The organism is Pseudomonas sp. NS1(2017) (genome assembly GCF_002269425.1).
Taxonomy (GTDB): domain Bacteria; phylum Pseudomonadota; class Gammaproteobacteria; order Pseudomonadales; family Pseudomonadaceae; genus Aquipseudomonas; species Aquipseudomonas reactans.
This window is the reverse complement of the sequence record NZ_CP022960.1, coordinates 1,900,590-1,913,354: the sequence shown is the minus strand read 5'-3', so window position 1 is coordinate 1,913,354 and position 12,765 is coordinate 1,900,590. Positions and strand designations below refer to the sequence as shown.

The following is a 12,765-nucleotide window of genomic DNA, read 5'->3' as shown; positions in this document are numbered from 1 at the left end:
GCTCACTGATTGGGTAGGACGCGAACTTTATCACATGCATCGGGATTGGCCCGAGCCCAGACCAAGACACTGGCCAGGGCGATCGGCAGCCAAGTGATGAACCATTCGGCCCGAGGGGTGCCTGTGAGGCTGGCAGCGTCGAACTGCATTGCCAGGAACGAAAACACCCATATACCAAGAATACCCTTGCCCAGGTCGGTACTACGCGCCTTCCAGGCTTGCCACAACACGCCGAGCCACACGGCGCACCACAGCAGCAGGCCGGGTAGACCCAGCTCAATGGTCACGTGGGTGAAGAGGTTGTGGGAGTGGTCAAAGTACTGGCCGTCGGTAAAGACCTTGTAGTCACCGCCGAGCCCCAGGCCTGTCCACGGGCGTTCGGCGATCATGCGCAAGGCTTCCATGAAGATCTGTGGCCGGTAGGAGACACCACGGGCCAGCATCAAGGACTCCATGGCGATGAACACAGCCACTGCTGCCGCAATCGCACCGGCGGCCGTTACCACCGTGCGTCGATCGCGGCACCAGAGTGGCATCGCCACCACGCTCAGCAACAACGCAACTGCGGCACCACGGCTTTGGCTCAACACGACAAAGAGCCCAAGCAAGCCGATCGCAACGGCCCAAGCCACTTGCATCCATCGCCCGCGAGGCGGCCAGTGCAGCATCCAGACCGCAGCCACACCGATCACATACGCGCCAAGAATCGGATGGGACAGTTGCCCCAATCCCGCGAGGCGATCGGACCATTCACGGTGCTCGATACCATAGAACTTGATGATTGCAATCAGCGATGACAGGGCCAGACCGTAGCCACCCCACTGCAGCACGCGAATGATCCGGTCGGTCCTGCCGTCGGCAAGTACCGGAAAAAACAGCAGGAAGACGCCGACGTAGAGCAGACGCTTGGCTTCTCGGGAAGGGTCCTCAACATTGGTCCACAGCAAGCTGATCCCACCCCAGATCGCCATCAACAGAATCATCAGGCAGATCCAGCGTTGTGAGCGCCACACCTCTTTGAGCCGCTCACGCGCCGACCAGGCAAACACCATGGCCGGCAGCCAGAGAAACAGCGTCAACCCTTGTTGATAGATCTTGTTGGTTGGCGCGAAGGCAATCGCCACCAGAAACCACAGCAACCCGAAAATCATCCATACCTGTGCCCAACGACTTGCTTGCATCAACCGCTCCTGAATACGTCCATCCCGCCAACGCGGCATGGTTAAAACCCAAAACTTTCGGCATTATTACCGATCACTGTGCCCGCGACTCCTACAAGGCTCTCCGACGATGCAATGTTCAAGGCTTCCCCAAGCCGACTTAAACGCAATGATTGAAGGCGCCCGCATCCTGGAAAAGGACAGTTACGGCCCCAAAGTCTACCTGCTGGCTGACGGGAATATCCTCAAACTGTTTCGCCGCAAGCGCCTGTTCTCGTCGGCGCTGTTTCGTCCTTACTCCAAGCGTTTCATCGACAATGTGGCGCAGTTGCAACAACGTGGCATCCCCACCTTGACCGTACTTGCATTCTTTCAACTGGCCGCACCTGGCATGACTGCAGTGTTGTATCGCCCGTTGCCGGGTGAAACGCTGCGCCAGATTTCCAACAAGGAAGGCTTTGACTGGCAATCGAACCTCGACCCGTTGGTGGCACTTATCCGTCGCTTGCATGGTGCAGGAATCTACTTCCGCTCCCTGCATCTGGGCAACATCGTTGTCACACCTGATAACGAAATGGGTCTGATCGACGTCGCGGACATGCGCTTTTTACGCGCACCGCTTAACCCGGAACTCGCGCGGCGCAACCTGCAGCATTTCGCACGCTATATTGCGCGCGAGAAGCTGAACGAACGCTTTCCAATGCGCGCACTGGAACAAGCCCTGCTAGCGGCATGAAAACAGGCGCTGGGAGGTTTCACTGAAATCCTTCCAGGCTTGCTCCGGTGCCAACACCCGCGACTGAGCGTCGAGCACGTCCTGGGCCGAAGTCGCGAAAGCGCGTTCCATCAAGCGGCTCCAGGCCTGTGCATTATCTGAAGGGGCGTACCAGCCGGCTTCCGCCAGTTGCTCGCGAAACACGGCCAATTCGCTGGTCAGTACGGGCACGCCGGCCATTACTGCCTCTTGCAGGATCAACCCCAAGCCCTCTTGCGTCGACGGAATCGCCACCCAGTCAAAGGCCCGGTACAGCGTCGCCGCGTCCGGCAAATGACCCGGCAGAAAAACCTTGCCTTGCAAGCCGAGCTGCTCGATACGTGCCTCCAGGGTATCCCTCGCCGCGCCCTCGCCGATAATCACCAGCCGCGCATCAGGTTGATGCACTGACACGCCGGCAAACGCCTCCAGCAAACAGCTGAATCCTTTGCCGTCGACCAATCGACCTACCGCACCCAGCACGGGCGAGCCATCCAACGGAAGGCCAAGACGAGTGCGCGCCTGCTCCCGAGAAAGCGTGGCAGCGCGAAAAGCCACGGGATCGAACGCGCTGCGCAACACCGTCACGGGTCGTTGCAGAACACGCTCGATCGAGTGAGCGAGCGTTTGCGAGACGGCCGCCACGGTCAGTTGCGTTGCCGGAAACTGTTCAAACAGTTTCTGGTCCGTGCGGCGCATACGGGTGACGCCATGAAATATCACGACGGCGCGTACGCGCGGTAAACGCTTGAGCACCGGTAAGATCACCCGGGCCACGCCCACCCCATCAAGCAGCACAATCTCTACATCGTCAGGCAATGCCTTGCGGAAGCGCGCACGCATCAAGGGCATCAGCAACTTCCATAGATACCGGCCTTTGAGACGGGCAGAGGAAAGGTTCCACTCCAGTGCCGGCTCAGCTTCTTGCGAACGACCTTGAAGCAACCAGGTATTGACCGGTCCACGGCATACAGCGTGGGAAAGTATCTGTTGATGAACCTTTTGCACCGAAGCGAATGCAGAACCACCGGCCCACATGATGTTGAGGATACTCATCGAAAAAATGACCTTTTGCTGCGTGGTGATGGCTTGTCGCCTGTACTTGGCTGCACTTAATGGATCAACCAGCCGATACTGACACCCAGTACCAGCATAGCTGCCAGCTTGATCCGCTCGCGTCGCTTGCGCCGTGCTTTGTTCAAGCGCTCTTCTGCCGTCGCCACATGCAAACCGAAACCGGTATGCAAAACCGCATCGCCTTCCAGAGTCACTGCCTCCAGGTTCAGTTGCGCGTAACGCTTCGATAATCCCTTCTCACCTTCGAACCCCGCATAGGGTGCGCACAAGCGATACTCCTTGATGCGCCGCAACCCTGGGTTCAACGAAAACCCCTGCCATTCAGGTTTGTCGGACAGCAGGGGATAACAAGGTACTGCGCCAATCACTTCACGTGGCCCCAGGTGAATATAGGGGCTGTGCACCTGCAAGTCGTAAACGTAGTTACGCAACCACACCTGCAAAATATCCGGCCGATGTTCCAGTATCACCTTGGAATCCTCGACAAAGCCGGGTCGATAAAACGCCCAATCATCCTCGCAATGGAATATGTAGGGGGTCTTGACCGACTCGTAGGCCAAGTCGATGGAAGCCAACTGCCCAAGCTTCGGCCGGTTGATCAAGAAAATGCAATGACTGTGCCAGTGCCCTGGGACCGCAAGGCGTACGGCGTCATCACCGGAATCTTCGGTAATAACGACTTCGCGTATCGCTGCCGTATTGAACTGATCGAAGCTCTCGAGCGTGCGCTTCAACAAATCGAAGCGACCGCAACTGGTCACTACGAGCGTTATGTCGCTTTGATCGGAGAAGTGCATTCAAGCCTCGATAATATCACATGGCCATCATTTGCGGCCACCTGGCCGATATCAAACGCCCAGTTTCAGACGCAATCTTTCCAGCACACTCAATGGCGCACGAGGCCGAAGGGGGGGCTTGAGCACTTCAACAATCCGCTGACCGATACGGGCAAAGCTGAACTGGTTGACCACCAGGTCCTGCCCATTACGCGCAATGTCGGCCGCCAACTGCGGATTGGACCGCAAAATGGCCAGCTTTTCCTGCAACTGCGGGATGTCCTTGTAGAACACCACATTGACCATCTCCTCGAACCCCAGGGCCGCATTTTCCTCAGCGCCCTGATCGAACGCCAGCAACACGCAACCGCAGGCCATAGCTTCGAAATTCTTGATCATGTACTCGCCCATGCCCACATCGGCACTGACGAAAAAACGGATCCGGTTGAGGGTCGCGCAGTATTCCTCACCGGACTTGGTGCGCGTGACCACCAAAGGCTCAACCTGTGCCAGCTCATCGAGCAGGGCCTTGCGACCACTGTAGGCCACGCTGTTGGTACTGCCGACGAACGCCAGCTCGATATCCCGCACACGCTCCTGCGGCTGCAACAGCGCCTGATCATAGCCCTTTGGCACGAACTCCGCGTCAAAGCCCTCGGCGCGCAGCCGCTCGGTCACCATAAAGCCGGAGCTGATCACCCGCGCCCACGGCAAACGACGGTAATGGGCGCTGAATTTTCCGGTGTATTTGCAGGGAATGTAGTTCTGGTAGGCGTCGTGTTCGAGGATCACCAGGTTCGGGAGGGTACGGATAAACCCGACTTGGCGGATTTCCTGCTTGAAGCGCAGGAAGAACACGATACGGTCGTAACGGGTCACGTCGACCTCACGCCGGAAGTAACCACGCAGGTTGCGCTGCTCATCGCTGCTCAACCAGCGAATATCACATTCGCAGTGCTCGGCCACGCCTTCGTACAAACGATCCAGGATGGCGCGCTGCTCTTTCTGCACCAGAAACAAGACTTTCATTACTTATCCTTTCCCAAACGCCAGAACAACTCATGCCGTCGTACGGCCTTGCGGAAAAATTCGTTCTCACCATACGGCGACTGCGCTCGACCCGCCAATAGTCGCTGTAACCAACGCCGGACACGGCGCTTGAAGGGCGGTGCCGGTTGCAAGTCATGCATCATGCCCAGCGCCATGGCCTTGTCACGCTGCTGCGCCAACGTCAGTGGCAGGCTGCAGGGCAGCAGCTCCTCAGTCGCGTCGAACAGCGGCGGCAATGCAATGCCGGCGCCCGCGTCGCCCATGGGCCAGCGGTCGTTGTCATGCAAATGGTTGGCGTAGCCCAGTATTACCGTCGGCTGCCACTCAAGGCCTTGCAAGGCTTCCAGAACAGCGTGCTGCGCGCAGATGTGGTCTGGATGCGGGTCCAATACCGGATGCGGCAACACAATCACTTCCGGGCGCGCCATCAACAACACCTGGCGCAAGTCGGCCAACAGGTTGTTCCAGGTGGGCAAGCCGTCGCTGTCCGCCGGCAATGGGAACGGATTGAATTGGCGGAAGGGGCGAATGTCTGTCATCTGCGCTTCACGGGAGGCAAACGGCAGGTCCGGCGCGGCTTGCATCGCCTGCAATTGCAGGCAGAAGTACCCCAGTTGTACACAGTGCGCCTGTGGCACACCGGCCCACAGCGGCACAGCGATGCTGTCCCAGGCGCGCAGGCGGCCTTTGATACGCGCGGCTTCAACCGCGTCCAGGCCCATCTGCTGATAATGCTCGGCTTCGATTTCGCCTGCGGTCAGGGTGACAATCCAGGGCTTTTCAGCCTGGCTGTACAGACCAAAGGCCGCCAATTCGGCATCGTCGGCATGGGGCGCGATCACCATTACACGCTGCGCACGGTAATCCGGGTGGGTCCAAGCCCACAGGCGGGGCGTGCCGATCAATCGGCAATGCCGACCGCGCAACTGCAACTCGCTCAGCGCCAAACCACTGAGATTCAGGTAACGCATGCCGTTGACGCCACGCTCAAAGGTTTGCCGGTCGCCCGCCAGCTCGACGCTTGGGTCAAAAAAGCGCCCCAGCCACGTGCTTTTGACCTTGATCCCCAGCACCAGTGTGGCCTGCGCGTCTACCGACTGCTCCAATAGCAAGCGCCCATTTTCCAGGCGCACGCCCTGCAGCTCGGCATCCGCCGCAAAACGGTATTGGTAATCTTCGTTGGGGGCATAGAACAGATGGTCGGCAAACCACGCTTCATGAGCAACCCAGGCCACCACCGCCAACAGCAAGGGTAGCCACCAGGCCACCAGGATGCCGACCAACACCAGCAGCAACACACCCATCATCAGCGCCGTGCGCTTGTTACGCCGGTGGCGCTTGAGCAATTGCTGCTTCCGACTCATACGCTGAATACCTGCACGGGGTTGCACCAACGGTCCTTGTACTCGCGGTCGGCCCGGCCAAAGGAGAAGCGCAACGGCTTGCCGACTTCGCGCGCCTGCTCCCAGGCACTTTGGGTATTGAGAAAGCTCAAAACGCTGCCTGGGCTGAAGGCACGGGTTTCAGGATCGACCCCGCCGTTGACGTACTCCACGCTGATCCATTCCGGCGACTCGACGCGGTACACCAACTGAATCGCGATGGGCGCGTCATTCAGAAAGATCACTGAGCCGATCAACCACTCGCGCATCAGCTCGATCACTTCGGCCAGGCGCTCGGCGCCCGTGGCGGTGAAACCCCAGCGGCGCAGGAACAGTTCACAGTAGATGGCCGCCAGCTCACCGCTGGAAAACTCACCGACAGGCCGCACTACGCCGCCCGCCTCCTCCAGCAAACGCAGTTCGCGGCGCTGGTTGTAGCGAAACTTCTTCGACAGTTCTTCCGGCGTGCGTGCCATGGCCAACTGCTCGGCCTGGGGCTTGAGGCCGATAAAGCGGCCTTCGTTCAACGTCGACAGGTAGCGTGCACGCTGCCTCAAAGGCGCCTGCGCATCGGCGGCGGCCGGCAGGATCACTTCGGCGTTGCCCAGGTCGAACAAGCCTTTCTTGCCGCTGCGCTTGAGCACGTCCTTGGACAGCGCCAAGTCGCGCCCCCAGGTGGCAATGCACGCCTTGAGTTCACCGGCCTGCTCCCAGGCCAGGTAACGCACTGGAATCTGTGCCAAGCCGGCCAGGCGCTCGATGACCTGCGGGTGCGTCGCGACGCTGCCGCCAAAACGCTGCCAGGCCTCGCTGTAGGCCGGTGCATCGACGACGGACCAGCCACGCTCGCGCCAGCCTTGGAATCGATTGAGCATCAAGCCCTCGCGGTCAGTTCAATAACGTGTGGCAGTTGCCAGAAAGTTTCGCGCACCGCCTGGTCCGAGAACCGTGCGTGCAGGCGCTCCAGCATCATCCCGGCGCACTGGCGTTGTTGCTGTTGATCCATCGCGGCCAGGTGCCCCAGCCCTTGGGCCAGGTGCTCGGCGTCACCGAAAGGAAACAGGATGCCAACACCTTCGACCACTTCCCGCGCACCACCACACGCGGTAGCCAGCAGCGGTACACCAGCAGCCATGGCTTCCAGCAGTACCATGCCGAAGGGTTCGTGGTCGGAACTCAGCGCAAATACATCAAACGCGCGGAAATAGCGGCGCGCATCCGGCACCTGGCCGAGGAACAGCACCTTGTCGGCAATCCCCAGTTCGCGGGCCAGTTCCTTGAGGTCCTGCTCCAGGCGACCGGTGCCGAGGATCGCCAACCGGCTTTCAGTCGGCAACTGTCCCAGTGCCAGGGCAAAGCCCTTGAGCAGCGTGGCCTGATCCTTGTCCGGGTGCAGGCGGCCGACATTGCCGACCACCCATTCATCCGGCGACAACCCTAGGGCATCCCGCGCGTCATCCTTGGAAACCTGTTGGGCTTGCAGGGCTTCCACGTCGATGCGGTTGTACAAGGTCTGGATACGCGCCGCCGGCCAGTTCGGCAGGCAGCGGCGGATGTCATCGCGCACGGCGTCGGACACACCCAGCAAGCTCAAGCGCTTGCGGAAAATCGACGCAAACAGGCGGCGGCCACGGCGCTGGTAATCACCAAAGGCATGGTGCACGCCAATGACCTGCAAGCGCGTGGCGAGCAAGGCGACGTAGATCGGCTTGGCGCGGTGCGCGATGCAGAAACTGAAATTGCGCGATGCCGCGATCTTGCGCATCTCGGCAATGGCGCCCAGCTTGAGGCCACGAATGGCCTTGGAACTGAACTCCATGAACAACACTTCATCGGAGGCGCAACCGGCCGCGACCTCAGGGTCGGCGACCCCGGTGAGAAACACCGTGGTCACCTTGTAGCCTTTGCCCGCGAACAGGCTGGCGTACTGACGGGCACAATCAAGGAACGGCCCGTCATAGCCGTGGCAGAACTGCAGGACGTGGCGTTCAGCCGACCGTGTCATAGGGGTCCACGCCGTCTTTGACGACCAGGATGTCTTCCATGATCAGGTATTGCAGGTCGGAGCCGAAGAACATGTCCAGCGCGTCTTTCGGCGAGCAGATCATCGCTTCGCCACGACGGTTGAGCGAGGTGTTCAGCGACACGCCGTTGCCGGTCAGCACTTCCAGCTCTTTCATCATGTCGTAGTAGCGCGGATTGTATTCGCGCTTGAGCACCTGGGCGCGGGAGGTCCCATCTTCATGGACCACTTCCGGCACGCGGGTCTTCCACTCTTCAGCCACTTCAAAGGTGAAGGTCATGAACGGCGCCGGGTGGTCGACCTTGATCATCTGCGGAGCCACGGTGTCGAGCATCGACGGGCAGAAAGGCCTCCAGCGCTCGCGGAACTTGATCTGGTGGTTGATACGGTCAGCCACGCCGGTAGCGCTTGGGCAACCGATGATCGAACGACCGCCGAGGGCACGCGGGCCAAACTCCATGCGGCCCTGGAACCAGGCCACTGGGTTGCCGTCGACCATGATCTTGGCAATGCGCTGCGGCATGTTGTCGATCTTGCGCCACACGGGCTTGCTTTCGTGCTTGGCGCACGCCGCAATCACGTCTTCGTTGCTGTAGGACGGGCCGAGGTAGACGTGTTCCATCTTCTCGACCGGTACACCACGGGCGTGGGACACGTAGGCCGCTGCACCCACCGCCGTGCCGGCATCGCCGGACGCTGGCTGAACGAACAGCTCCTTCACGTCGTCGCGGGCAATGATTTTCTGGTTCAGCTTGACGTTCAGCGCGCAGCCGCCGGCGAAGGCCAGCTTGCCGGTGTCTTTCAGGATGTCGCCCAGGTAGTGGTCGATCATCTGCAGCGCCAGCTTCTCGAACAGCGCTTGCATGCTGGCGGCGTAGTGGATGTACGGCTCGTCGGCGATATCGCCTTCGCGCTTGGGACCCAGCCACTCGATCAGTTTTGGCGAGAAGTAGAAGCCCTTGCCTTTCTCTTTATAGCGACGCAGGCCGATGACGTTGGCGTATTCAGTGTTGATCACCAACTCGCCATTTTCAAAGGAGGCCAGGCGCGAAAAGTCGTATTTGCTGGCATCGCCATACGGCGCCATGCCCATGACCTTGAACTCACCGTCGAGCATCTCGAAACCGAGGAACTCGGTGATTGCGCCGTACAGGCCGCCGAGGGAGTCCGGGTCAAAGAATTCCTTGATCTTGTGGATCTTGCCGTTTTCGCCGTAGCCGAAGAACGTGGTGGCGTACTCACCCTTACCGTCGATGCCGAGGATCGCGGTTTTCTCCTGGAAGCCGGAGCAGTGGTAGGCGCTGGACGCGTGGGCCAGGTGGTGCTCAACCGGTTCGATCTTGATTTTCTTCGGGTCGAAGCCCAGTTGCTCCAGGCACCAGACGATCTTGTTGCGATAGCGCTTGTAGCGACGATTGCCCATCAGGATCGCATCGAGGGCGCGGTCCGGGGCGTACCAGTAACGCTTGGCGTAGTGCCAGCGCGCCTCGCCGAACAGGCTGATCGGGGCGAACGGAATCGCCACCACGTCAACGTCGGAAGGCTTGATGCCGGCCTGCTCCAGGCAGAACTTCGCCGATTCGTAGGGCATGCGGTTCTTTGCATGTTTGTCGCGTACGAAGCGCTCTTCTTCGGCGGCCGCGATCAGCTTGCCGTCGATGTATAAGGCTGCGGAAGGATCATGGCTAAGGGCGCCGGACAGGCCAAGAATCGTCAATGCCACAGGGGTCTAGCCTCTTTTAGTCTGCATGCAGGCGGGTTGCGCCTGAAAAAAGTGTGCCTCCTGCCTGGGCAGGAAACAGCTAAAGGGCGGGATTATAGCTTAAAAGCAGAGGGGAGCTGTTAGCGGCAAGTGGCAAGAGGAATTAGCGGAGGATTTCGATACTGCCGTCCCGACCTTGACGATAAATGGTGTAGGGCAGCACCAGGGTGTCGAGCACGCCGGAGGCGACAAACTCGACCGCGACAATGGGTAGCATGCTCCCGCCATGGTCCATCAGGTTCACGGCTTTCAAACTCTTGTCGGGCGCAGGTTCGCCATTGAGCGTGCAAAAACCATAGATCACCCCGCTGTAGATGCGCGGAACGTTCTCGCAGTGGCTTCGCGAGTCTTTGAGGTTCTGACTGGCGACGGCGTCGGGACGGAAGACCGTGTTGATGGTTCCGCAACCGGCGAGCAAGAAACACAGCGCAAGCCACACGACTTTCGACCCAATCCTCATGACCCCCTCCGTTTGATCCATCAGCCATTGTCATTGCCAAGGCCTGCCACGCTAACATCACAAAGGCTGATGACCCAGTGTGACAGTACCGATTGGCAGCGTAAGACGATTCCTAAATGATAAAAATCGCCCGAGTCACTAAACTCGCGCCCCTTTGCGCGTTTACCTCCTATACGACGCGCCATGGATTCTGGCTGACCGATGAAAACCTTCACCCGTTTCACCTTGTTGCTGCCCGGCCTGCTCGCCTTGAGCGAGGCGGCACCGGCTGACGATGCACCGCTGATCCTGGACCCCAGCGTGGTCACCGGCTCACGCAGCGCCAGCCCGATCTTCGACCTGCCCTACTCGGTCGACGGCATCAGCCGCGAGCAGATCAGCGACGGTCAATTGGGCATCAACGCCTCCGAAGCGCTGTCCCGCGTGCCTGGCCTGGTGGTGCAGAACCGCCAGAACTATGCCCAGGACCTGCAGATTTCCTCCCGCGGCTTCGGCGCGCGCTCGGCGTTTGGCGTGCGCGGCATCAAGCTGATCGCCGACGGCATCCCCGCCAGCACCCCGGATGGCCAGGGCCAGGCAGCCACGTTCAACCTCGACACCGCCGAACGCATCGAAGTGTTGCGCGGCCCTGCGGCCACCTTGTATGGCAGCAATGCTGGCGGCGTGATCCAGATGTTCTCCCGCGACGGCGAAGGCCCGCCGCGCATTGGCGCCGAAACCCTGGTGGGCAGCGACGGTTTGAACAAGAACCACCTGACCGCCGAGGGCGCAGCGAATGGCGCAGGCTTCGTGCTCGACGCTTCGCGCATGGACACCAACGGCTACCGCGACCACAGCAGCGCGCGCCGTGACCAGACGTTTGCCAAGCTCAACGTCCAGCCGGATGACGACAGCAAGCTCGCGCTGATCTACAGCAGCCTGGAACAAAACGGCACGCAGGATCCACTTGGGCAGACGTGGGCAGCGTACAAAGCTGATCCACGCTCGGTGAGTGCCAATGCGCTGACCTACAACACACGAAAAAGCATTGATCATCAGCAATTGGGCATGAATTACGAGCGCTACATCGGCAATGCGACGTTGCAGGTGAATGCGTATACGGGGCGGCGGAGTGTGATTCAGTACTTGTCGATTCCAAAAGGGACACCTGCCAACGAACGTGGCGGCGGCGTGGTGCAATTCGACCGCAAGTTCTACGGCGGCAGCGTGCGCTGGATGCAGCCTATCGAGAGCGCACCGGGTGAGTTGATGATCATCACCGGTCTGGACTTCGACCAGAGCGAAGACAGTCGCCACGGCTACCAGAACTACAGTGGCAGCACCCTCGGCGTGAAAGGCCAGCTACGTCGCGATGAAATCGACACCGCCCGCAGCCTCGACCCTTACATCCAGGCCAACTGGGCCCTGGACCGCTGGACCCTGCAAGCGGGCGTGCGGCACAGCACCATGGAGCTGGACGTCGATGATCAATTCCTGAGTAACGGCGACGCGAGTGGTCACAAGACCTATCAGAAAAACACACCCTCGATGAGCGTGATGTACGCCTTCACGCCCGAGCTGCATGGTTATGTCAGCGCGGGCAAAGGATTCGAAACACCGACCCAGGCCGAATTGGCCTACGCACCCGGCAGCGTGGAGGGCTTCAATTTCGGCCTGAAACCGTCAGAGAGCACCCAGTATGAAGTGGGACTAAAGGCCCAGGTGAAGAACACCAGGATCAATGCAGCCGTGTTCCAGATAACCACGGAAGATGAGTTGGTGGTTGCTCAATCCAAAGACGGCCGCACCAGCTACCAGAACGCCGGCCGCACCCTGCGTCGCGGCTTCGAACTGGGCATCGAAAGCCAGCTCAGCGAGCACTGGAGCACCAGCCTCGCCTACACCCGCCTGCAAGCCACCTACGACAGCGATTTTGTCAGCGGCGCCAGCACCGCTGTCGACAAAGGCAACTACCTCCCCGGCGTCCCACAAACCACGCTATTCGCCGAGCTCAACTGGAAGCCCCGCGACTGGGTCAGCACCGCCATCGAAGGCCTGTACCGCAGCAAGGTCTACGTCGAAGACACCAACAGCCAGCGTGCCGCGCCGGCCTACAGCGTCTTCAACTGGCGCGCACGCTTCGAGCAGAAAGTCGAACGCTGGACCTTCCACCAGACCCTGCGCCTGGATAACCTGCTGGACCGCCAGTACGTCGGCTCGGTGATCGTCGGCGATGGCAACAACCGCTATTACGAAGCGGCGCCTGGGCGGTCGTGGTACGCCGGTGCTGGTGCCGAGTACCAATTCTAAAACCACCACAAGGCTCATGTGGGAGCTGGCTT

General features: G+C 60.1%; 11 protein-coding genes. 2 read left to right on the top strand and 9 right to left on the bottom strand.

The window, feature by feature from the left end:
* Window positions 1-2: 2 nt before the first annotated feature.
* Window positions 3-1,181, bottom strand: coding sequence for an O-antigen ligase (locus CI807_RS09095; protein WP_095014445.1), 1,179 nt, complete (start codon window positions 1,179-1,181; stop codon window positions 3-5).
* 148 nt (window positions 1,182-1,329) lie between these two features.
* On the opposite strand from CI807_RS09095, the gene CI807_RS09090 reads away from it, so the two are divergent.
* Complete coding sequence (locus tag CI807_RS09090; protein WP_177001613.1) at window positions 1,330-1,896, top strand: toluene tolerance protein; 567 nt, start codon at window positions 1,330-1,332, stop codon at window positions 1,894-1,896.
* On the opposite strand, the gene CI807_RS09085 is transcribed toward CI807_RS09090, so the two are convergent.
* The 8 genes from CI807_RS09085 to CI807_RS09050 all read right to left on the bottom strand — a co-directional run bounded on the left by CI807_RS09085 (window position 1,885) and on the right by CI807_RS09050 (window position 10,444).
* Window positions 1,885-2,970 (bottom strand): glycosyltransferase, encoded by a 1,086-nt coding sequence (locus tag CI807_RS09085; RefSeq protein ID WP_095014443.1) that lies wholly within the window; start codon window positions 2,968-2,970, stop codon window positions 1,885-1,887. The genes CI807_RS09090 and CI807_RS09085 overlap by 12 nt on opposite strands.
* A 56-nt stretch (window positions 2,971-3,026) precedes the next feature.
* Window positions 3,027-3,788 (bottom strand): glycosyltransferase family 2 protein, encoded by a 762-nt coding sequence (locus CI807_RS09080; RefSeq protein ID WP_095014442.1) that lies wholly within the window; start codon window positions 3,786-3,788, stop codon window positions 3,027-3,029.
* A 51-nt stretch (window positions 3,789-3,839) separates the two neighbouring features.
* Window positions 3,840-4,796: a glycosyltransferase gene (locus CI807_RS09075; RefSeq protein WP_095014441.1), complete on the bottom strand. Its 957-nt coding sequence runs from the start codon at window positions 4,794-4,796 to the stop codon at window positions 3,840-3,842.
* Window positions 4,796-6,181, bottom strand: a complete 1,386-nt coding sequence (locus tag CI807_RS09070) for a PIG-L deacetylase family protein (RefSeq protein WP_095014440.1) — start codon at window positions 6,179-6,181, stop codon at window positions 4,796-4,798. The genes CI807_RS09075 and CI807_RS09070 overlap by 1 nt, the downstream gene beginning before the upstream one ends.
* Window positions 6,178-7,074, bottom strand: a complete 897-nt coding sequence (locus tag CI807_RS09065) for a GNAT family N-acetyltransferase (protein WP_095014439.1) — start codon at window positions 7,072-7,074, stop codon at window positions 6,178-6,180. Before CI807_RS09065 ends, CI807_RS09070 begins: the two co-directional genes overlap by 4 nt.
* Window positions 7,074-8,204: a glycosyltransferase gene (locus CI807_RS09060; protein WP_095014438.1), complete on the bottom strand. Its 1,131-nt coding sequence runs from the start codon at window positions 8,202-8,204 to the stop codon at window positions 7,074-7,076. Before CI807_RS09060 ends, CI807_RS09065 begins: the two co-directional genes overlap by 1 nt.
* On the bottom strand, window positions 8,188-9,945 hold the full coding sequence (locus CI807_RS09055) for a carbamoyltransferase (RefSeq protein ID WP_095014437.1): 1,758 nt from the start codon (window positions 9,943-9,945) through the stop codon (window positions 8,188-8,190). Before CI807_RS09055 ends, CI807_RS09060 begins: the two co-directional genes overlap by 17 nt.
* 142 nt (window positions 9,946-10,087) lie before the next feature.
* On the bottom strand, window positions 10,088-10,444 hold the full coding sequence (locus tag CI807_RS09050; protein WP_095014436.1) for a YceK/YidQ family lipoprotein: 357 nt from the start codon (window positions 10,442-10,444) through the stop codon (window positions 10,088-10,090).
* A gap of 201 nt (window positions 10,445-10,645) precedes the next feature.
* Here CI807_RS09050 and CI807_RS09045 point away from each other — a divergent pair, with 201 nt between their 5' ends.
* Window positions 10,646-12,733, top strand: a complete 2,088-nt coding sequence (locus tag CI807_RS09045) for a TonB-dependent receptor (RefSeq protein WP_095014435.1) — start codon at window positions 10,646-10,648, stop codon at window positions 12,731-12,733.
* The last annotated feature ends 32 nt before the right edge of the window (window positions 12,734-12,765 follow it).

Bases quoted from the DNA above. Each gene is read 5' to 3' on its own strand.
- CI807_RS09050 (WP_095014436.1), bottom strand. From the start codon at position 10,444: ATGAGGATTGGGTCGAAAGTCGTGTGGCTTGCGCTGTGTTTCTTGCTC.
- CI807_RS09065 (WP_095014439.1), bottom strand. From the start codon at position 7,074: ATGCTCAATCGATTCCAAGGCTGGCGCGAGCGTGGCTGGTCCGTCGTC.
- CI807_RS09085 (WP_095014443.1), bottom strand. From the start codon at position 2,970: ATGAGTATCCTCAACATCATGTGGGCCGGTGGTTCTGCATTCGCTTCG.
- CI807_RS09045 (WP_095014435.1), top strand. From the start codon at position 10,646: ATGAAAACCTTCACCCGTTTCACCTTGTTGCTGCCCGGCCTGCTCGCC.
- CI807_RS09080 (WP_095014442.1), bottom strand. From the start codon at position 3,788: ATGCACTTCTCCGATCAAAGCGACATAACGCTCGTAGTGACCAGTTGC.
- CI807_RS09090 (WP_177001613.1), top strand. From the start codon at position 1,330: ATGATTGAAGGCGCCCGCATCCTGGAAAAGGACAGTTACGGCCCCAAA.
- CI807_RS09075 (WP_095014441.1), bottom strand. From the start codon at position 4,796: ATGAAAGTCTTGTTTCTGGTGCAGAAAGAGCAGCGCGCCATCCTGGAT.
- CI807_RS09060 (WP_095014438.1), bottom strand. From the start codon at position 8,204: ATGACACGGTCGGCTGAACGCCACGTCCTGCAGTTCTGCCACGGCTAT.
- CI807_RS09095 (WP_095014445.1), bottom strand. From the start codon at position 1,181: ATGCAAGCAAGTCGTTGGGCACAGGTATGGATGATTTTCGGGTTGCTG.
- CI807_RS09070 (WP_095014440.1), bottom strand. From the start codon at position 6,181: ATGAGTCGGAAGCAGCAATTGCTCAAGCGCCACCGGCGTAACAAGCGC.